Source organism: Thalassomonas sp. RHCl1 (assembly GCF_947387555.1).
GTDB lineage: Bacteria > Pseudomonadota > Gammaproteobacteria > Enterobacterales > Alteromonadaceae > Thalassomonas.
The window spans coordinates 17,482-37,786 of record NZ_CANDNZ010000025.1 but is presented as its reverse complement, the minus strand read 5'-3'; the positions used below and the strand labels follow the sequence as shown (position 1 = coordinate 37,786).

General features: G+C 50.2%; 15 protein-coding genes. 5 read left to right on the top strand and 10 right to left on the bottom strand.

All coding sequences use genetic code 11. The features are described 5' to 3' along the window. Positions 1-8: 8 nt before the first annotated feature. From QL234_RS31025 to QL234_RS31005, 5 genes are read right to left on the bottom strand one after another with little or no spacing between them, the layout of a single operon-like run. On the bottom strand, positions 9-2,201 hold the full coding sequence (locus QL234_RS31025) for an adenylate/guanylate cyclase domain-containing protein (protein WP_281561601.1): 2,193 nt from the start codon (positions 2,199-2,201) through the stop codon (positions 9-11). After that, on the bottom strand, positions 2,194-3,045 hold the full coding sequence (locus QL234_RS31020; RefSeq protein ID WP_281561600.1) for an MBL fold metallo-hydrolase: 852 nt from the start codon (positions 3,043-3,045) through the stop codon (positions 2,194-2,196). Before QL234_RS31020 ends, QL234_RS31025 begins: the two co-directional genes overlap by 8 nt. 1 nt (position 3,046) lies before the next feature. Next, entirely contained in the window at positions 3,047-8,296 is a 5,250-nt protein-coding gene (locus QL234_RS31015; RefSeq protein WP_281561599.1) for an Ig-like domain-containing protein, read from the bottom strand. A 15-nt stretch (positions 8,297-8,311) separates the two neighbouring features. Further along, positions 8,312-9,721, bottom strand: a complete 1,410-nt coding sequence (locus QL234_RS31010; RefSeq protein WP_281561598.1) for a FecR family protein — start codon at positions 9,719-9,721, stop codon at positions 8,312-8,314. Positions 9,722-9,734: 13 nt separating this feature from the next. After that, positions 9,735-11,051, bottom strand: coding sequence for a DUF2860 family protein (locus tag QL234_RS31005; protein ID WP_281561597.1), 1,317 nt, complete (start codon positions 11,049-11,051; stop codon positions 9,735-9,737). Positions 11,052-11,236: 185 nt separating this feature from the next. On the opposite strand from QL234_RS31005, the gene QL234_RS31000 reads away from it, so the two are divergent. The 5 genes from QL234_RS31000 (at position 11,237) to QL234_RS30980 (ending at position 14,865) form a co-directional block, all read left to right on the top strand. Further along, positions 11,237-12,037, top strand: coding sequence for a choice-of-anchor H family protein (locus QL234_RS31000; protein WP_281561596.1), 801 nt, complete (start codon positions 11,237-11,239; stop codon positions 12,035-12,037). A gap of 192 nt (positions 12,038-12,229) precedes the next feature. Beyond that, positions 12,230-12,589 carry a hypothetical protein gene (locus QL234_RS30995; protein WP_281561595.1) on the top strand — a complete coding sequence of 120 codons (360 nt, stop codon included), beginning with the start codon at positions 12,230-12,232 and terminating at the stop codon, positions 12,587-12,589. Next, positions 12,579-12,833 carry a hypothetical protein gene (locus QL234_RS30990; protein WP_281561594.1) on the top strand — a complete coding sequence of 85 codons (255 nt, stop codon included), beginning with the start codon at positions 12,579-12,581 and terminating at the stop codon, positions 12,831-12,833. The genes QL234_RS30995 and QL234_RS30990 overlap by 11 nt, the downstream gene beginning before the upstream one ends. A gap of 2 nt (positions 12,834-12,835) precedes the next feature. Next, a complete protein-coding gene (locus QL234_RS30985) occupies positions 12,836-14,434 on the top strand; it encodes a PepSY-associated TM helix domain-containing protein (RefSeq protein ID WP_281561593.1) in 1,599 nt (532 codons plus the stop codon). Positions 14,435-14,493: 59 nt separating this feature from the next. Continuing rightward, positions 14,494-14,865, top strand: coding sequence for a hypothetical protein (locus tag QL234_RS30980; RefSeq protein ID WP_281561592.1), 372 nt, complete (start codon positions 14,494-14,496; stop codon positions 14,863-14,865). Positions 14,866-14,923: 58 nt separating this feature from the next. Here the strand turns inward: QL234_RS30980 and QL234_RS30975 are convergent, their stop codons facing one another. From QL234_RS30975 to QL234_RS30955, 5 genes are all read right to left on the bottom strand, one after another. Next, positions 14,924-17,167, bottom strand: a complete 2,244-nt coding sequence (locus QL234_RS30975; RefSeq protein ID WP_281561591.1) for a TonB-dependent receptor — start codon at positions 17,165-17,167, stop codon at positions 14,924-14,926. Positions 17,168-17,610: 443 nt separating this feature from the next. Beyond that, positions 17,611-17,778 carry a hypothetical protein gene (locus tag QL234_RS30970; RefSeq protein ID WP_281561590.1) on the bottom strand — a complete coding sequence of 56 codons (168 nt, stop codon included), beginning with the start codon at positions 17,776-17,778 and terminating at the stop codon, positions 17,611-17,613. 98 nt (positions 17,779-17,876) lie between these two features. After that, complete coding sequence (locus QL234_RS30965; RefSeq protein WP_281561589.1) at positions 17,877-18,161, bottom strand: SymE family type I addiction module toxin; 285 nt, start codon at positions 18,159-18,161, stop codon at positions 17,877-17,879. A gap of 345 nt (positions 18,162-18,506) precedes the next feature. Beyond that, positions 18,507-19,229 (bottom strand): HNH endonuclease, encoded by a 723-nt coding sequence (locus tag QL234_RS30960; protein WP_281561588.1) that lies wholly within the window; start codon positions 19,227-19,229, stop codon positions 18,507-18,509. 239 nt (positions 19,230-19,468) lie between these two features. Next, positions 19,469-20,221 carry a hypothetical protein gene (locus QL234_RS30955; RefSeq protein WP_281561587.1) on the bottom strand — a complete coding sequence of 251 codons (753 nt, stop codon included), beginning with the start codon at positions 20,219-20,221 and terminating at the stop codon, positions 19,469-19,471. Between the last annotated feature and the right edge of the window lie 84 nt (positions 20,222-20,305).

The window sequence follows — 20,305 nt, the reverse complement described above, 5'->3', positions numbered from 1 at the left end:
CATTTGGCTTATTTACTTGTATGAGTATAGGCGCCGTCCCAGTTTTCGCTCGGCGGATGCTTGATAAAATGCTCGATACGCTGGCGGTAGATGTCATGGAGTATCTTGTCGTCATAAACCCGGATAATTTCATTTAAAGCCGTGAGTGCCTGGTCAAAGGCTTGTTGCCGGTACAGGGAAAAGACCCGGTTAAAGGCCTCAAGCTGGTTGATGATGTCGGGTTCGCTGTCCGGGGGAAACGGGCGGTAGATAGTAATGGCGTGCTCTTTTCCCTTCACCCTGACCTTGTCGATGATCTGATAGTGGTATTGCGGCGCCGCCGCTTTGGTGAATTCGCTTACCAGCAGGTTGAGGCCGTAATACTTGGTCAGGCCTTCGAGGCGGGAGCCGAGGTTAACTGCATCTCCCAGTACGGTATAGGCCCGGCGAAAGCTTGAGCCCATATCGCCGACATTCATTTCACCGCTGTTGAGTCCTATGCCAATATTGATCTGCGGCCAGTCCCTGGCGGTAAATTCTTGTGATAAGGTTTCCGTGACTTCGAGCATGGCAAAGGCGGCGTCCAGTGCGTGCCGGCCATGGGCTTCGTCGTTCAGGGGGGCGCCCCAAAAAGCCATCACCATGTCCCCGACATACTTGTCTATGGTGCCCTGGTGCTGGAAAATCTGCTCGGTGACCGGCGAGAAGTAGGCATTGAGCAGTTTTTTCAGTTCATTGGCGCTGAGACTTTCCGACAAGCGGGTAAAATCGCGGATATCGGCAAACAGCACCGTCAATTCTTTTCTTTCCCCTGCCATAACATCGGCATCACTTTCTTCAAGCAAGCGGTCGATATGCGCCGGCGGCACATATTGATCAAAAATGGCTTTGACCTGGCGGCGCTGGATGTTTTCCCGGTAAAAACCCCGGGCGATTTCCAGCAGCGACAAGGTCACCACCAGCAGCAACACCGGGATCACTGGCAGGTGAATGCCGGCATAATACCAAAGGCCGATATTAAATGAGGCGGCCAGGGCGAAGATCAAGGCGGCGGATAAGGCCATCAGTGCCGGGGAAATTTCCAGCAGCAACACGGTCAGCAACAAGGTACAGAGCAGCAGTTGCAGCATATTGGCCCCCAGCCACCAGTGGGGCTGGACCACTTGCTGCCGGGGCTGGGTCAGGGCGTCAAACACGCTGGCATGAATTTCTATACCCGGATAAACCAGGGACACCGGGGTGCTGCGCAAATCCGCCATGCCGACGGAGGAAGTGCCGACAAATACCACGGCGCCGTCGAAGCGTTGATCGTCGATCCTGCCCTTGATGATATCGCTGGCGGAGCTGTAGGGATAACTTTTTACCGGACCTTTGTAGGGGATCAGCAGCTGACCTCTGTTGTCTGTGGCCAGGACATCCTGACCCAGTTTGATGCCGGACAGGAATAACTGCTCCTGCTCCCGGTGCCAGATCGGGGCTATGGTTTCGGCAAAGCTGTAAACCCTGAAGGTTTCCAGTGCCAGCGACGGATATAACCTGCCGCGATATTCAGTTAACAGCGCGGCTTTGCGTATGATGCCGTCAACGTCCAGGATGGCATTGATAAAGCCCTGTCCCTGCGCCGCGGCATTTAACGTTTTGATGCTGGCGTTAAAGCCGGCAAACCGGTGCAATTCGTGTTCACCGAGCGCTTGCTGCTGCTCTACCCGCGGGGGCAGGATCTGCCCCTGCGCCAGGCCTGGATCATGCTGGAACAGGCAGGCAAGCACCACATCATTATTGGCAATTTGCGCGGCAAAGCGGCTGTCATCATCTACCAGCGGCTGAATTTGTGCCAGGCGTAAATCCAGTGCTTTATCTTGCAGCTGGAGTAAGGGACGGATACGCTCGACCGGGTTTTGCTGGGGCTCGGAAAAGATCATGTCAAAGCTGATCACTATTGCGCCGTACGCCGTGAGCTGCTCAATTAAGACCGCCAGGTGTTTTCTCGGCCAGGGCCAGCGGCCGATCTCATGTAAGCTTTTTTCGTCGATATCGACAATCTGGATGTTGGCGGGGGAAGTGGGCCTTGGCGGGGTAAAGTGTAACAGCTTGATATCATAGGCGATGCCTTCTAGGCGTTCGAGCCAGGGAGGCTGCTGCCATTGCAGCAGCATCACCGCGACGGTAACGGCCAGGGTCAGCAGCAGATCCCGGAAAAAACGCCGCCGTCCCTTAGCCATGTTTGTCCAGGATAAAACTGTTTTGCTCGCGGGCGGCAAAGGCCTCAAGGGGGGCTTTTTGCCGTCGGATCTCGCTGCTGACCCGGGCCAGCATCTGCTCGACTTCATCATCGCTTCTGCGATGGTCATGGCTGAACAGGCATAAATGCCTGACCCCGGCGGCAATGGCCAGCTCGATCACCGACTCGTAGCAGGTATGGCCCCAGCCGGATTTTGCCGGAAAATCGTCGGGGAAATACTGGGCGTCGTGGATCAACAAATCCAGTTCCCGGGTGAATTCCTGCCATTGCTCTAAGCTGGTGTTGACGGGGCCGGGGGGAAAGAGTTCGTTATCGGTAATGTAGGCAAAACGATGCTGTTGGTTATCGATAAGATAGGCACTGCCGCCGCCGGGATGGTTGAGTATCCTGCGGGTGATGGTGAGCTCCCCTATGGATATCGGGGTGTGGGGGGCAGGACTGGCCATTACTCTGATATCGGCGCCCAGCTGTCCGGACGGCACCGGAAATAAGCTGCCGGTCATCTGGTTTAAAATTGCCCTGGGCTGCATCGGCCGGGTTAATCCCGGTAAAATATGGATTTGCCGGTTTTTCTGATAGGCAGGTTTAAAAAAAGGAAAACCCTGGATGTGGTCCCAGTGGTTATGGCTCAGCAGCAGGTAGATAGGTTTGTTATCTTTGACCAGTTGTTCTCCCAACGGGATGATGCCTGTGCCTGAGTCCAGCACCAGGTGAAAGTCTTCTCCCGTGTCCAGGTGGATGCAGGGGGTATTGCCGCCGTATTTTACCGTGTGCTGCCCGGGGGCGGGCACTGAGCCCCTGACGCCGTAAAAGGTGAGTATCATATCAGTAATGGTCGTGCCCCCGGATATAGGTGCCGTGCTCCCCGACGGCAAAGATTTCTTGGTTTTGGATGACTACGTCGTTGAGGTTTTCCCCCGAGCCGGCAAAGGCGGACAGCCAGGTGACGCCGTCCGTGCTGGTATAGGTGGCGCCGAGATCCCCCAGGGTGATGTAGTTGCCGTTGTCGTAGTCTATGGTGTTGAGGTTATCGCTAAAACCTGTGCTGAGCTGGTTGAAGCTGCCGCCGGCCACGCTGCCGGTGACGATAACGCCGTTATCGCCGACGATCATGGCCTTGCTGGCGTCAACGTCGAGGTCGTTTAACTGGCCGAAGCCGGGGTTGGAGTGGCTGTCGCTCCAGGTGGTGCCGCCCGGGGTTGCGGTATTGTCCCTATGCAGGATTTTACCATTCTGCCCTACAGCTATAAAGGCGCTGCCGTCATGGCCAACCGCATACAGGTGCTCTGTTGGCACGGTGCCGCCGGACAGGGTTTCTGCCACCCAGCTGATGCCGTCGCTGCTGGTCATCAGCAGGCCGTTTTCCCCGACAATCACATAAAGGGAGAGAGCTTGATGCCAGAAAATATCATGCAAATTCTCGCCGGTGGGCACGCTTTGGTTTGTCCAGGTGTCACCGTCGGGACTGGTCATCACCAGGGCGTTGTCACCGACAGCAATAAATTCATTATTAAAGTACTCTACCTGGTTCACTATGCCGGGTAAGGTCGTGGTGCTTGGTGTCCAGCTGAAGCCGTCCGAACTCTTTAAGAAGTTACTGTTTGCGCCGGCGCGTACATAAACCTCAATATTATCACCCGCAGCGGTCGTCTTGAGGGCGATACCGTTAAAGTGGCTGTGATCGCCGGCGTCCACCTGGGTAAAGTTGGTGGCGTCGCTGGAGGCCAGCAGCTGAGTACTGTCGCCGGCGACGATAAATTTGCCGCCGTCCCAGATGACAGCATTGAGGGCCGCGCTGCCCAGGCTGGCTTGCAGCGACCAGCTGACCCCGTCGTTGCTGGTCACCACAGTGCCGTTATCGCCCACAGCCATATATAAACCGTTGCCGTATTCGACGGCATATAAATTGGCGGAGGTGGTGCTGGTGACCGGCACCCAGGAAATACCGTCGCTGCTGGTCAATACCGTGCCGTTGCCGCCGACCACTATCAGCTGGTCCGTGCCGTTGCCGGCGATATCGTATAAATGCTCGCTGGTGCTGCTTTGCAGGCTCCAGCTAAAGCCGTCGGCTGTGGTTTCTATGGTGCCGTTTTCGCCGACGATCACCAGGGTGCCCAAATCAAAATTGACGCCGTGGAAAATGACTGCGGAATTGGGCACCGAAGGGGTCCAGTTGATGCCGTCGAGGGAGAACATGACCTTTTGCAAGCCGGAGGCAATAAATTCGGTGCCGGTAAAAATGATATCCTGCATGGCGACATCGACACTGATTTCCCGTTCAACCCAGACTCCTTCGTCCGCTGAGTTGGCGCTGCTGTTTTGGTTGATAAAAACCGTACCGGCTTTGCCCACGGCTACCCGGGTGGTGACGCCCGGGCTTAGCAGGGTATCGCCGGCGGTTGCGGCAGTTAAACTGGTGAGCTGTTCATGATAGGCATGCTCCCAGTTGGTGGCATCGGTACTGGTGAAAGTGTTGTGATCCGCCAGCAGGTAATAATGCGTGCCGTCAAAGCTTAGGTGGTTAAAATCGAGCGGTGGCAGGTTGGGCAGGCCGTCATTGCCTCCCCAGCCGATTTCTTCCACCGATAAGGTAACCAGGGCACGGCTTTTTACGCCGAGGCTATCTTGTATTTCATATAAAAAGCTGTCGGTGCCGGAAAAGTTTGTCTCCGGGGTATAGCTGAAGGAAGAGTCATCATTGTCGATCAGTACGCCTTTTTCTTCCCCTGCTATCGGTCCCAGGTAAGTTAAGGTATCGCCACTATCCTCGTCGGAATCATTCGCCAAAGGACAGCTCAGGTCCGGTTCTGGATTACCCGGTAATGGTGAGGGGCAATCGACATTATCTGTAGTGAGAGTCGTGTTGGGACGTAAGTCGTAATGATCCGGGTGTGCCTGGGGCTTTTTATTGGCCAAGACTTGGATGGTGACGGTCGCACTATCTGTCGCCCCCTTACTGTCAAAGATTTGATAGCTAAAACTGTCGCTGCCGACAAAGCCGGCGTTGGGGAGATAGGTAAAAGTGCCATCGTTGCCGTCCAGGGTCAAGGAGCCGTTGGTCACATTTGAAAGCAGGTTAGTATTTAAGGTTATGCCCCCTTCCTGGTCGCTATCATTTGCTAAAAAGCCTTCTATATCAATATTGTCGGCTATTAAAATGCTGTCTTGCGGCAGGCTGAAAAAATCATCGGCAGCATTTGGTGCCTGGTCGACTCCGGTAATCTTGATGATAGCTTCTGCTGAGGCAAAGCCGCCATTACCGTCCTCTATTTCATAAGTTAAAACGTCATCGGTTATATTGGCGGCAGGCACATAGTTCAAGGTATTGTCCGCCTGGATAGTCACTGTGCCGCTGATGGCGCTAGCCCCGGTGATGGTCAGGGGATCGTCCTCTTCATCTTTGTCGTTGGCCAGGACATCTAAGTTGCTGACTGTGCCTGTAGCAACCTCGAACTCATCTGGCTCGGCGACGGGAGTGTCGTTGACCGGGTTTATGGTCAGGGTCACTATGGCGCTTGCGGGCGGGTTATGGCCGTCATCGATAAAGTAGGTAAAGCTGTCAATGCCGTTGAAGTTCCCGGTGGGGGTGTAGCTTAGCTTATCTCCTGTCATTTCAACTTGGCCGTGATCGGTTTGTTGGCTTTCCAGGACAAGGGTTAACTCGTCGCCGTCTTCGTCACTGTCATTGGCCAGGACATCAAGGATGATGGTTTCGTCTTCATCCAGGGTGAAGTCATCATCCAGGGCGGTCGGGGGAAAATTGACTTCGGTGACCGCTATCTGCACATTGGCCTGAGCGGTGCCGCCACGGCCGTCTTCCAGTGCATAAATAAAGGTATCGCTGCCGACGAAGTGTTCGCTTGGGGTATAGGTAAAGAAACCGTCTTCAGCCAGGGTCAGGTTGCCGTTTTCCACATCTTTAACAATCCCCGCGACCCTGAGGAGGTCGTTTTCGGCATCTGTGTCATTTTCCAGCACTCCGGGCAAGGCATTGCCGTCAACAATCAGTGGGCTGTTTTCAGGTGTTTCATAACTGTCATCGCCGGCAACGGGGTCTGTATTGATAACCTCTACCGCCAGGGTAACACTTGCCTGTGCCGTACCTCCCTGGCCATCGCTGATGGCATAAACAAAGGTATCTATACCGGAGAAGTCATCGTCCGGGATATAGGTAAAAAAGCCGTCGGCAGAGATGTTAAGCACACCATGGGTGACATCTTGTATCAGGGGCAGTTGCACCACCAGGGTGTCGTTATCGCCGTCGAGATCGTTTGCCAGCACGCCGGGAGCTTCATTGCCGTCGGCGACTAATGGGGTATTCCTGTCTGTGGTGTAATTGTCACTAACGGCAAGGGGGGGACTGTTGGCCGCCCCGACGCTAATGGTGACGCTGGCCTGTGCGGTGCCGCCCCGGCCATCTTCAATGGCATAAATAAAGGAGTCGGTACCGACAAAGTTGCCGTTGGGAATATAAGTGAAAAAGCCGTCGCTACCTATGGTCAGGGTACCGTTGTCGACGTTGTCTATCAGGCTTTGCTGCAGTTGGAGCGAATCGCCGTCAGCGTCGCTGTCGTTCGCCAGCAGCCCGGGCAGTTCACTGCCGTCAACCACTAAACTGGTATTGGCAGGGGTGCCGTAACTGTCGTTGACCGCCAGCGGGGCGGTATTGTCGCCGGCAACGTTAATGGTAACTAAAGCCGTACTGACTTCGCCCTGGGGATCCGATACCTGATAGCGAAAACTGTCTTCGCCGGTAAAATCCTCATCCGGGTTATAGCTGAAGCTGCCGTCTGTGTTTAAGATCAGGGTGCCAAAGTCGGGAGCCGTGACCGGGCTGGAGTTTAGGATTAAGCTCTCGCTGTCGATGTCGCTGTCGTTGAGCATCACACCCGGGGCAGGAACAAATAACTGCTGGTTTTCCGCGGTATTATAGCTGTCGGCAAGCGGTTGCGGTGCATCATTGACCGGCAGTAAGGTCAGGGTGACCTCGGCCTGGGCAAAACCTCCCTGGCCATCCTGGACCTGATAGACAAAACTGTCGCTGCCGTTAAAGTTCTCCGGGGGATGGTAGCTGAAAGTGCCATTGACGGACAGTTCAAGATCGCCATAAAAAGGTGGCCGCACCGGCAGCTGCAACAGGGACAGCGGGTTTTGCTCATTGTCTATATCGTTGACCAGTAAATTGCCGCGGATCTCGTTATCTTCATTTTCCTCGAAACTGTCGTCCCGGGGCTCTGGCGGGGTATTTGCCTCGCCGGTTGGCGGATCTAAGCGGATCTCGCTGCTAAAGGCGCTTTCCCCGCTGCTGTCGATGCCGGTGACCAGCAGGTAATAACTGGTATCGCTGTCCAGGTTACTGAAGGTTTGCGGCGGGGCGGTGACGGCCAGCAGGGCCTGGCCCTGGTTTAAGTCGGTAAAGTTTTCCCGGTTGACACCGGATTCGGCGGCCAGATAAAGGTTGTACCTGAGCAAATTGTCACTGGCTTGCCAGTTGGCATTAATGCTGGTTCCCGGTATCGCACGTTCGGCGCTGACTTCTTCCAGCTGCCGCCTTTGCCAGTTGACCGTGACACTGTCCACCTGTAGCTGGTTGCCGTCTATGTCTTTGCTCCATAAGCCTAAGGTTACCGGGCCGGAAAACAGGCCGAAGTCCGCGGGATTGATGTTGGTCTCGGTGTGATGAAAAGGGGCGCCGCTGCAGCTGGCCTGGGTCTGGCAAAGGTATAGCAGCTCCTGCTGCTGGTTAAAGCTGATGGCGACCGAGGCCAGGCCGTCGGGATCTTCTACATCCACCGAAAGCAACAGGTTGCCGTCGAAGCTTTCATTATTTACCGGATGGCTGAACTCGCCGCTGGCATTGATAGTGGCGGTATTTACCACGGCTTTGGCGGCGGCCGATTCATTATTTTGGCCGCTGCGGTTAAAGCTTGGCGTGATCACAGGATCGGCAACCGGTGTGATGACCGGCTCCTTGACTGGTTGCGCCTCTTTGTCTGAGCCGCCGTTACAGCCAGTTAATACCGTAAAGACAAGGAACAGCAGGTTTAACTTTACTAAAAAGGTGTTGCTGAGCATAAGTACTTTCCGGTGTTAAGGGGTTTCTGACAATAAATAGCTGCCGGCGGCATTTACCGCGCTGTTTTCCTGCTCCGCCAGGGAAAAATCGCCGATGATTTCACTGGCATTGTTTAGCAGCAAGCCGTTGATTTCTCCCTCGGCCAGGGCATTGCCGTGACTGGCAAAGTTGACCTTCATTTCCAGCTCATCAGTGCCGATAATGCCGTTAAAGGCCGCAAACCACTCGCCGCCGTTGTCGTTAAAGGACAGTTGCCCCTGTGTTACCCGGGCGGTATCAAAGTTTATTGACATCGACAGGTTTAAGTCGCTGAACTCTCCGGCGGAGCCGGTGAGATTAAATTCGCTGAGCTGGCTAAATTCCACCAGTCCGCTGCGGGAGGCGATCACTTCGGGGGAGGTGGGCTCAAGCGAGCCCCAGGTTTCATCGTTATCCACCCAACTTTCGCCGGAGAGGTCAAATTCCGGGTCGACATCGCTGCCGTAGGATGCCTCGGGCGCCCCCGTGTCCAGTGTTTCGGTAACGCCCAGGGCCAACACCTGCGTTTGCTCCTGGCTTTGCGCCGGGGGAGCGGTAGTTGCGGCGGTATCCTGGCTGTCACTTTGCGCTGTATCGCTTGCCGGCGCCGTGCCGGTGCTTGCTGTCTGCTGCTGTTTGTCTGTGCCTTGTTCTGTCCGGGCTTGTTCGGTTTGCCCCTGCTCGCTTTGATTTTCTTCTGCTGCGGCTTCTTCCTGGCTTTCTTCTTCGCTGGCTGAGGCTGCGGGAATGGCTTTACTGTGTCCCCTGGTAAAAACCTTAGGCACTTCCAGGGTAAAATTAACCGCACCGTCCGGCAGCACCTGGGCAAAGGCATTGGCTTCGTCATGACCCAGACTAAAGCTTTGCGGCTGCGAGCCCGTGGTCACCTGGACATCGATATTGCCTTGCCACACCGCCAGAAACAGCGAGCCCTTGTTCATTTCGACTTCATAGTGGGTGCCGCGCACCCCTATGCTGGCCACCGGCGTTTTCATCTTATATTGCTTGCTGCTGTTTTTCAGCGCCCCGGTGACGGTGCGCAGTCCGCCTTTGAGCAGCTCTATGCTGACGCTGTCTGCTTTGTCTTTCTGGTTAAACTGGTAGTCTAAAATGGCTACCTGGGTATGAGGTTGTAACGATAGCAGGCCGCCATCGGCCATGCGGATCTGGGTATTGCTTAAGGCGCCGGTGCTCACGGTATCCTGTACATAGACGGGGGAGCGCCTTTTCAGGGGACGCTCCCGGGCATTTTGCCTGGCAATCACGCGTCCCCGGGCCACTATGGTTTTACCGGCATTGACCTGGGGCTCGGCCGAGTGGGCTACCTGGGTGATGACTGGCAGCGGGAGTAATAAGGCATAACCTGCCAGGGAAAATAAAACAGCATAGGTTCTGGTGAGCTTCATCGATTTTTCCTTTTCAGAAATCATAGCGAATGGCGCTGGAAACAACCGTTCTGTCGTATTGGTATAAAACGAAATTACTCTCGTTATCTAGATAGTTGGCTTTTAACAGCCAGCGCCAGCGCTCGGCAAAAAGCTGCTGGTAACTGAGCTCGGCGGACCATAAGGTATCATCCCGGACATCATCAAACAGCGGGTGGATGCCCTGGTATTCGGAGCGGATGTAATTGATCTTTGCCGTCAAGCTGATGCTGGTGCCGAAATAGGCCCGGGCCTGATAACCTATACCCCATAAATCCCGGCCGAGGTAGTCAAAGGCGGAATTGTCCGATTCTTCTTTGCCTAAGGTCAGTGTCAGGCGGTCGCTGACCCCCAGCACCGAAATCTGGTACCAGAGGTTGAGCAGAGCCTGTTTTTTATCGAGATCTTCCTGTTCAAAGGTTTGCTGCGCCAGGATCAGCGAAGCGCCGAATTCATGTTTATTGAGCTGATAGCTGGCGCTGGCCGAGGTGCCAAAATAATCCAGGTAATGGCTGTGATCCAGCCAGAAAGGGCGGTAAAACAGATTCAGGCTGGTTTTTATCCGGTTGAATTTTCCCTGCCAGCCGCCGGAGACATCGCCGTATAAACGGGTCATTTCCGGGTTGTCCTGGTAATCGGCGTAGCTGAATTTACCCAGGGCATAAAAACTATGCTGTTTATTGAGGGGTTTAGCGTAGCTGACCTGCGCCTGGGTCCGGATAAAGGTATCTTCCTGGGCCAGGCTGGTATCGAACAATTGTATCTGTCCCAGTGACGGAATATCGACAAATTCGTCGTTAATGCCGCTGTTGGCATTATCGTCATAACCTATGCCCAGTTGGAGCTGGCTGTGCCAGCTGCCGCCGGTATTTTGCTGGCGTTTTTTGATCAGGGTAAGGAATTTGGCAATATCCGGGTATTTGCCCTTTTTATCCTGGGTGGCCAGCTGTTCAAATTCTGTTTTTGCCGCCGCCAGGTTGCCGCTGGCGAAATAACTGCCCGCCAGGGCATAGCGGGCCTCCAGCCATTTGGGATAATCGTATAATACCCGTTCGAGGGCGAAGATGGCCCTGTGGTGTTCGCGCATGCTCTGGGCGGCCAGGGCAAAGGCAAAATCAAAGCTTGTTTCTCCTTCGTACTCATTTTGGTGTCTTAACGCCAGCCGGTAGGCTTGCTGGTTTTTCTTTTGTTTGAGCAGGGCGAGTATTTTATCTGCAGCAGGGGGCTGCTGCGTAGCGGCCTGGCCGCAGACGAGGCAAAAAAAGACAAACAGCAAGATATGCCTGATGTTAAGGTCTTTTCGATCTTCCATGTTAACGGGGAGACAATTGTTATTGTTAATAAGCGTTTAGCGCTAAGTATAGTCAGGGGGAAAAATTTCGCCCGGGCAATGGCGGGAAATAATTACCGGAAATGTTAATTGTTCGAGGTCAATTCAGCTTGCGTTCAGTTTAGTTGAGGTTAAATGGACATAAGTTGATAAATCAGGAAGAAAAAATGACCGATATAAAAAAGATGCGCACGAAAAAGTCTATATTCTCCGGCTACCTTTGGTTTTTTGTTTACCTGCTGGTTGCCCTGGCCTGCATTAACCTGGTTTTTGCCACGCAGGCTGTGGCGGCAGAAACGGCAACTCAAGAAAAGGGCCGGGTATCTTATAGCAGCGGTAAAATGCTGGCCGCCGAGGGCAATGCCGACAGCAAAGTGCTTAAGGGCAAAAATACCGCCACCAACAAACTCAGGGGGGCGAAAGGGACAAGCGGCGGGGTAACGGCGCTGAACTCGAATATTCTTCTGCATGATTTTGCCATTTTTGACGCCAGCACTGAGCTGGCGCGGGATATCGACGAGGACGGCTATTTCAGGGAGTTTACTTTGGTGTTTGATGCCGACGTAGACTCCGGGGTGGCCGAGGTCTATGCAGAAATTTACCTGAGCCGGGATGGCGGTCCCTGGTTGCACCACTTCACCACAGACGTGTTTACCATAGTTGGCGACAGCAGTGAGGATCAGTACGAGGTAAACTCCAGCCTGGTGGAAGGTTTCCCCAGTGATCATTATGATATTTTGATCGATCTTTACGAACCCGGCTTTGATGAAGTGGTGGCCACGTACAGTTCGGATGATAACAATGCCTTATATGCCCTGCCGCTGGAAGATGCCACTTATGATGCCGTTGAGGTGATCGTGGTGTATGAGGATGACCATGATCATGGCGGCAGTTTTTCCTGGGGATTATTGTTCGCCGGTGCTGTGCTGCTGGTGGTGCGCCGTTACCTGTCGATAGCAAGGGAATAATCAAGGGTAAGCTGACAGTTGCTTGCTGCTGTCAGCCCCGCTGCCGGCAGCCAGTCGATATTTCACGGTTAAGATTATCGTTTGAAATGCTTGATTAATTTGTAAATTCTGCTTTAAACGCTTGTTTTGTACCCGGCTTTTTACGATAATAAATGCAAATCATTATTATTAACGTATTGGTCGGGGCCTGTTATGTCGTTCTTGAGTATTTCTCTGTTGTGGGTGGGGTGCCTGCTTCCTTATCTTTCTTCTCCGAAACAACAACTGATAGATAAGCCTTTACCCAAAGCCCTGGGCTGGTCCGGCTTTGTGCTGGCGCTTGTCTGGGCTTTAGGTCAGATGGCACAGCAACAAGGTTACCTGGTGGCTTCAATCTTTATTTTGGCTGCTGTCATGTGCATGTGGACTACCTTAGTGCTGGTGTCTCCTCATATCAGCAAACGCCTGGCCCTGGTTTCATCTCATATTGAAAAACGCCTGGTGCTGGTGTCTTCTTTAGGCATAGCTTTCTTTTCGCTAATTGCCATGACGGGCTCATACCATGTGGCCTAAATCTTTTACGGCTTTTTTTTTCGGGATCATTTTATCCATCAGTCTGATGTTGAACCTGAACCATTTGCTGCCCCTTGCAGTGGACATAAGGTTATTGATTGGCCTGATATCGGGCTTTTGTCTCTGGGTGGCGGTGATGATTTATTGCTATAGCCGCAACAGCGCCAGGGCGGCACTGTGGGGTTGTAGCAAAGCCTTGTTGGCGTCGGGCGCCGTTAATGTTTATTTCTTTGTAGCCGGTTAAATATGAGCAGTAAAACACAGCCGAAACATAAGCTGATTAAAAATCTTACCCAGGCCCACAGCTGGCTGGGTCTTATCATCTCATCATTATTATTTATTATCTTCTGGGCCGGGTCTGTCACCCTGTTTTTTGAAGAAATCAAGCAGTGGTCAACCGTGCCTCATTACCCGGTCGAGCTGTCGGCAGCGGATAAGCCGTTGCAGCAGGTGATTGAAAATGCCCTGGCCGACTATCGCTTGGATGAACAAGAGCGTATGACGGTTTATATGCCCAATGATCACTATCCCTATTACCGCTTGTATTTTTATGCCTTTAACGGTGACGACAATACCGGCAGCGAACAGCAAAGGTTAGTGATAAACCCGAAAACGGGGGAAGTTATCGGGCAATATAATCAGTTCCGACTGGCTGATTTCCTCTACCGCCTGCATTATGATCTTAACCTGCCCGGCGGCACTGAGTTGGTGGGGGTGGTGACCTTGTTTTTCTTCTTCGCTATTGTCTCCGGTATTTTTATCCAGGGAAAAAAGCTGTTTAAGAACTTTTTCCAGTATCGCGGCGACAACCGCCGCAAAGATAAGTTGCTGGATATGCATAATGTCGTCGGGGTATTTACTTTACCTTTCACCGCTATGCTTGCCCTGAGCGGATTGATTTTTAACATTGCCATTATTTATCAGGCGTCTTTTGCGGTCTTTTTATATCAGGGTGATCAAAAGGCTTTACTTCAGGATGCCGGATATACCCGTTATAACGAAAAACCTGCGCAGCAAAGTTTAGACATGTCTGCTGCCTTTGTCCTGATTGAGCAGGCAAGACAGGTACCTGAAAAGGGCATTGTCAGGGCGGCCTTTTATAATTACGGCGACAGCAAGGCGGCACTCCAGCTTACCGGCATGGATCCGCGTTACTTCGGCCAGCGCATAGAAACCTTTTATCGCCTGGAAAACAATGAGCTGATCAGCCACAGCGATATTGAAAATTATAACGTACTCAGAAGGGGCAAGGATGTGCTTGCGACCTTGCATTTTGGTAACTTTGCCGGTGTGGATTTACGCATTCTTTATTTTATTCTCGGTATCGCGGTATGCGCCATGATAGTCACCGGCAATATGATGTGGCTGGACAAAGCCCGGCGCCAGCAGCAAGTTGCTAAGCCGGTAATAAAGGCTGTCACTAATCTGACCATAGGTATTTTTGGCGGCACTGTAATGGCCACGGCCGCAGCCTTTTTAGCAGAAAGGGTATTGCCTGTGCCTATGGCAGGGCGGGGAGATTACCTGGCAAACATTTTTGTTGCGGTGATTTTTCTGGTGAGTGTGTCGGTCTTTTTTGCTTCGGCGAAAAAACAATATATCGGCCGTTTGTTGCAATTGACGGCATTGCTGTTCTTCATGGTTATCGGCGCCGACTGGTGGATGTTTGGTGCCAAGCTGCTGACCTTATGGCAGGGCGGTTACGGCTCTGTACTTGGCCTGCAGTTGGGCATGTTGATATTGGCTCTGGCTTTTTTGTGGGGCGGGCACTTGTTAGTGGCCAAGAAAGGGCAAGTATCGCCACAGGATGCTCCTGGGCAGGAAGCAGGGAAACTCTTGTCTTAACAAAGTGCTTTTCTGCCGGTATTCCTTCCGGCAGTTCTTTTCTGAAAAGCCGGGCATATTTGTCCGGCTTTTTCATTTTCTTCTTCCTTCTGCCAAGCAGCGATAATTCTACATTGTTATTAGCGCCTGAGAATGCATTTCAGGGTAAAAGCCAGCTTTATGATGCTCATCCTGCCTTGCTAAGCAAATGCTTGTCAGCTTTACTTACCGGGTTGAGCTGGCCGATAAATATTGTCTACATACTCAGCAATACCAGCCTTTTTAATCGCTGTTTTTGTTTGGGGGGCAAGCTGATGGCAAGCGTTATTAAAAGCCGTTCATCAGGTGTTTTTTGCAAGATAATGAGCTTGTTAATACCAGGGGCGGCTGTTGTAAAGCCGGTCAGGATGGTCTGTTTGAAGGTAAAAAAACGGGCTGATCCTGTGGATTAGCCCGTTTTTTATGATTAAGCCACTAAGGGCTGTACTGCTGCTTTATCGCAAGGAGTGATTAGAAGCTATAGTTTAACTTCACGCCGAACTCTCTTGGCGCACCGGCGCGTACGATAGGGTTATCGCCTCCGGCATTAAAGTTTAGGTAAAAGTCGTCGAACAGGTTGTTGACGTAAAGCTCAACATCGTAGTTGTCACCGTAATAGCCGGTGCTGACATTAAACAAGATCCGGCTTTCCAGCCTGTTGTTGTTTTGCGTGTCGGCATAAACGCTTGACTGATAGTTGGCATTGGCGCTGAAATAGATCTCTTCAGTCGCCATTATCCGGCCACCCATGGCAAAAGTTGTGTCTGGAGAAAGGGCGAAGGTCTTACCGGTTAAGTCGCCGGCAGTGTCGCTGTCGTATTCGGTAAACTTAGTGTCAGATAGGCCCAGGTTGGCAAAAAGCATCACATCCTGGGTCGGGTTGTATCTGGCTTCGATTTCGGCGCCATAGATGCGGGATTCACCGGCATTTTCTAATACACAGTTATCCGTGCTGCCTTCCTGACACAGGCTGATTTGCTGCTCGCTCCAGTCGCCGTAATAGAAGTTGGCATTTAAGATCAGTTTATTATCGAGTAGTGAAGAACGTACCGAAAACTCGTAGTTATCCAGGTATTCAGGATCATATTCGCTGGCTTCACCAAACAGGTTTACGTCAACACCGCCGGCACGGTAACCGCGCTTGTAGAATAAGCTGAGCATAACATCGTCATTTACGGCATAGCTGGCGCCTACCTGAGGTAAGAAGGCATTGTAGTCATTGCTGACTTCATCAAAGTTAGTGGCACTGAGCTGGCTCATCAGTAAAGCATTAACCTGGGTGATACCGCCTGCTACCAGTGCGCCTAAGCCCGGCTGCATCTGCTCGGCCAATGCGCCTGCCTCTGTCGGATCCGGTAAGCTGGTGCCGGCAGCCAATTCATTGCTTGCATTGTTCAGTACGTCCTGCTCTTCACGGTCATACCTGAAACCGGCAGACAAGGTCAGTTGATCGCTAATCTGGTAATCCCATTCGGTAAAGAAGGCAATGTTGGTGATCTTTTGCTCAAACGGCTGTACCCGGTTGACACCGATAAGTTCCGGGTAGAAGGGCTGTAAGGTTGCGGGTACGCCAACATAGGCCGGGCTGATATTAGTCAGTGAAGTGGTCATTTGCTCTTGCTCGACCTCGGTAACATAGATACCGGCAACACCTTTTAAGTTATCGGACTCGTATGATAAACGTAGTTCTTGCGACCAGTTTTTATCGTCGGTTTCCCGGGCGACGTGGGCAGTGTCTCCTTCTGCGGTTTGGTCGGAATCATTAAAGCGCTCATAGTCGCCGTCGATGAAAGAAGTCACCGAGGACAGGCTCAAGCTATCACTGATGATATAGTCCAGGTGTAGGGAAGCGGCAAAGGCGTCATAGTTTTCAAAGGAATCCAGGTTTGCCGTGCTTCTTCTGTCTTCTGCCTCATCGTCATCGCTGACCACGTAAAGGTCCTGGCCTCTTTCGGTTTCCGTATACTGCAACATCATGTTGGCGGTAAAGTCTTCGGAAAATTCCACCAGGTATTGTGCACGGATATTATCGGTTTTACGGGCGTCGTATTCATCATCGTCGCGCGTGGTATTTTTCATGAATCCGTCGCTGCGGGTAGAGTCTGCTGTGATGCGCAGTGCTGAGTTGTCGGTGATGGGTACATTGAACATACCGCTGAAGTCAGTTTGGCCGTAATTGCCTAATTTAGTGGCAAAGGCGCCTGCAGTTTCCCCTAACTCAGGTCTTTTAGTTTGTACAACGATGGCACCGATAAGGGCATTACGTCCGACACTGGTAGACTGAGGGCCACGCAGAATTTCTATTTGCTCCAGGTCCCATAGATTCTTTGAGCCGAAGCGGGTGGCATAGCCGGTATAGGCGACGCCGTCGATATATAAGCTGCCCAGTTCACCCCTGCCGCCGCCGGTTGAGGTTGAACTTTGGGTGATACCACGCAGACCAAAATTTTCGCCGCCATTGATTTCAAAGGTATTGGCTGATAACTGGAAAACATCTTCGAATTCAAACAAAGGCATTTCCTGAAGATCGCTGGCGGTGAAAACCGCGACACTCTCTTTGGTTTCTTGTGCTGTACGTTGAATTTTTTGTCCTGAAACTATGATGGTTTCTATGGCGTGATCTTCACTGTCTGTATTGGCATGTACAGAACTGATCAGGGCGAAAGAGCTAAGTAAACCTGCTTGAACAGCAAGTGCCAGACGGCTAGTTTTCATCTAAAAATACCTTTGCTAAAGACGATAATGATAATAATTCTTGTTTATGTTATCATGCAATGGCAAACGAATGCCAGAGTAAATATCAAATATAATGAGCGAGTTAGTACGATGTCGCTTTAAAAGCAAGCAGTTCTCTTGTCGGTTAATTCTGTTGTTTGGCTGTGTTGTGCCGTTAAATCCACTGGCTGGCATAGTCTCTGGTTGTCAGCTTAATTCTGGTTTTTTATCTCTTTTTGCCGGTAAATATAGGTTGTTATATTTTTGTAAACGATGTCTGTACTTTGCAGCATTGTTTGACTAGGCTTTTTTTGTCGTCGTTTCAGATTATGAGGTTGTGCTGATAACTGACAATCGACAGGTTTGGAGCCACGAGGAAGGTTCATTAAAACAATAAGGAGAAAGCATGAATAACAAATTTAAAAAAGCCGTTTTTGCTTTGGCTATTGGCGTATCTGCCGGTGCCTGGGCTGTACCGTCAGCCAGTATCTGTGATAACTGGTGCCGGCAATGCGTAGCGGCCGGCGACGAAGAATGCAGCAGGTGGTACTCTGGTTTCTGCCATACTGCCCGTGGTATAACTTGCCATCCAAAGGGGGCTTTTGAGCCATAGGCAAAGTGCCTGGTTTTTAGAAATGTTGTAAAGCTGCTGCGCTCGTTTTTAAGTACAGCAGCTTAGCTTATGACTTATTGATAACAGCCTCGGGTTTTATCCCTCGGCCTTCAGTTTTGAATAAGCCTGTTTAGGTGTGATAACAATTTCTCCCTGGTTGACAACAATCCTGACCTTTTGCCCGACAGAAAAACCGGCCCGTCGAAGCCACTTTCCCCTGAGCACTACACAAGGTTCAAGGTTTACCGGTACATAGTTAATGCCTATGCCGCGGGTTTTTGCGCCCGACTCGCAGTTGGTTTCCAGTACGGTAAGTTGCCGATAAATGGGATATTTTGCTTTTGCCGAGCCTGGCTCTGGCGTATGATGATATTCAGCCATGACGTACTCCTTTGAAGTGCGTGGTGGTTAGCAATCTCTGGGTGTTGTCGCACTCAGGGATTGCGGCTTAAGTTACTACTTTTACTGCAGGTAGTAACGGTTGTTATGGCAACAATTTATTTATGGGAATTGTTGCAATAAGTGCCCTCCTTTAAAGGTTGGATAGTATTATTAATGAAAGACCAATTCTCGGTTAAATCAATAGGGAATTGGTCTTTTTTTGAATTAATTTGAAGGAAGTTTATTAGTCCTAAATGACTTTAAAATACCTTTATTTAGGTGGGCAAACATACTGTGTTATTACATGCCTATAGATTTTGGGAGGCTCTGTCGCAAGACATGTTATTAGGTCTTTGCTGTTAAGGCTTTTTGTACTCGATCGAACGTATTCGTAGGTAAACGTTTAGATTTTAAAAGCGCTCTATAGTCAGCAGATAATTTTTCAGAATCTGGTTGAATGCAACCATCTGGTTTAATTATAAAGGCACCATTATCATATAAACGATGTAAGTCAGAACGCAGAATTATTCCGTTTTGGGGGATGTCTGGTCCCCCTTCAGAAACAGGGATTATATGAGCAGCTTCTAACGTAAACTCTGTAGATTCTCCTGTTAATACACACTTTCGATTATCGGCATTTAATAACAGTTTGCGGAAGCGAGCTTGTTCTCTTTGTAATTTATTAGTTGTGATTCTACGACGATTACCTTTAAGGGGAACATCCAGCCTTACCCATTTTGCTTCGCCGTCGTAGCCTACATCTGGGGCGCCTTTCCAATAAGCATTACCAGATGTGTCACCTTTAGAGATAGAAATTGTACTTTCACCCCATGGTATATCTTCATCAGAAAGTTCGGGGTTCGTTGCTTCCATATATTTTATTTTTATTTCAAAAGTAGCGTCTGATATTTTTTTAACAACAGGGCTAACATTGTATGAATATTCTTTTCCTATATCCCACATTTCAAATGTTTCATGAACATCAGACACTGTCTCTGGTTGATCACAATCAAAGTTAATGAACTCTTGAGCTTCATTCCAATAAATTACTATACCTTTATCCATCATACTATTATCTCAAACAGTTCTTAGTTTTATACATAATATCACTAATGTATGTTTCAAATGTATTTGAGGCTGGGATATCTTTATCATGCATCGAGTTAATTGTAGAGCAGGTGCTGTATTGAAATGCTGAATTGTGGGTATCAAGTGTTTAATTTGAAACAAGTATAGAGGTTAGGTTGTTTAAGATTGTACATACCAGTGGTGATTATACATTTAAGCCATTGGAGTTGCTTTCCCGATCAGGGCTTAATAGTCGAAAAGCGTTGTTCAACTTTTAGTTTTTCTAAATTAAGTTTTTTAACGTCAATATTTTTTATTGTTAACGGAGTTTCATTTTTAGAAGCATTAGTCAGGTCAACAGCCCCATATTTAAGTAGATCAGTTCGATAAATATTTCCTATTTTTATAGGAGGTTGTAAGGAAGTCGAATCTATACCTATGAATTGCATTATAGGACGCCCTCCTTTCATTATTAGTTTCAATCTATTACTTGTTGGTATTCCTTCGATATCTTGAACTTGATTAATTTCATTAACAAAGTTAGAAAAATCGAAGTTCTTTGCTGCGTCAGATGTGATAAAGTCGAAATATTCAGGTGGAACTTCTCTGCCAGCGAAAGAACCACTACCGCCTTTTCTTACAGCAATAGCATAGAGTGCTGATACGCCTAAGCAAATATGTTTACGTAGGAAGTCTATCTTTTCACATGATTCTTTCATACTAGAAAGAAACTTGGCATCACAAATTTTTCGGCGACCTTCTTTTTGCTCTGTAGCTGTTTGTTTGCAGATAGGTTTGTTGTAATTTTTTCCTCCTTTTAAACATCGACTGTAACAGTTGTCATGTTCACTACAAGATTGAACAAAGTTAATGCCTAGAAGGGCAATTTTATCTGGTACGAACTTTTCGTTCCAGCCTGAGCCACAACCATTATTAAAATCTTTAGCCTTACTTGAAAAGGATACAAGCATTATTAACATTAAAAGTTTCATAGCCACTTCCTTATTCAACTTTCATTTCTTTAAATTGCAGGAAAATATAATTATGTCCTAAAGGTAGCTCTGTTTTTTGATTTG

Coding starts and splice junctions, on each gene's coding strand:
- QL234_RS30985 (WP_281561593.1), top strand. CDS start 12,836: ATGAGCAGTAAAACACAGCCGAAACATAAGCTGATTAAAAATCTTACC.
- QL234_RS30975 (WP_281561591.1), bottom strand. CDS start 17,167: ATGAAAACTAGCCGTCTGGCACTTGCTGTTCAAGCAGGTTTACTTAGC.
- QL234_RS30990 (WP_281561594.1), top strand. CDS start 12,579: ATGTGGCCTAAATCTTTTACGGCTTTTTTTTTCGGGATCATTTTATCC.
- QL234_RS30970 (WP_281561590.1), bottom strand. CDS start 17,778: ATGGCTCAAAAGCCCCCTTTGGATGGCAAGTTATACCACGGGCAGTAT.
- QL234_RS30965 (WP_281561589.1), bottom strand. CDS start 18,161: ATGGCTGAATATCATCATACGCCAGAGCCAGGCTCGGCAAAAGCAAAA.
- QL234_RS31020 (WP_281561600.1), bottom strand. CDS start 3,045: ATGATACTCACCTTTTACGGCGTCAGGGGCTCAGTGCCCGCCCCCGGG.
- QL234_RS31015 (WP_281561599.1), bottom strand. CDS start 8,296: ATGCTCAGCAACACCTTTTTAGTAAAGTTAAACCTGCTGTTCCTTGTC.
- QL234_RS31025 (WP_281561601.1), bottom strand. CDS start 2,201: ATGGCTAAGGGACGGCGGCGTTTTTTCCGGGATCTGCTGCTGACCCTG.
- QL234_RS31010 (WP_281561598.1), bottom strand. CDS start 9,721: ATGAAGCTCACCAGAACCTATGCTGTTTTATTTTCCCTGGCAGGTTAT.
- QL234_RS30995 (WP_281561595.1), top strand. CDS start 12,230: ATGTCGTTCTTGAGTATTTCTCTGTTGTGGGTGGGGTGCCTGCTTCCT.
- QL234_RS31005 (WP_281561597.1), bottom strand. CDS start 11,051: ATGGAAGATCGAAAAGACCTTAACATCAGGCATATCTTGCTGTTTGTC.
- QL234_RS30960 (WP_281561588.1), bottom strand. CDS start 19,229: ATGATGGATAAAGGTATAGTAATTTATTGGAATGAAGCTCAAGAGTTC.
- QL234_RS31000 (WP_281561596.1), top strand. CDS start 11,237: ATGACCGATATAAAAAAGATGCGCACGAAAAAGTCTATATTCTCCGGC.
- QL234_RS30955 (WP_281561587.1), bottom strand. CDS start 20,221: ATGAAACTTTTAATGTTAATAATGCTTGTATCCTTTTCAAGTAAGGCT.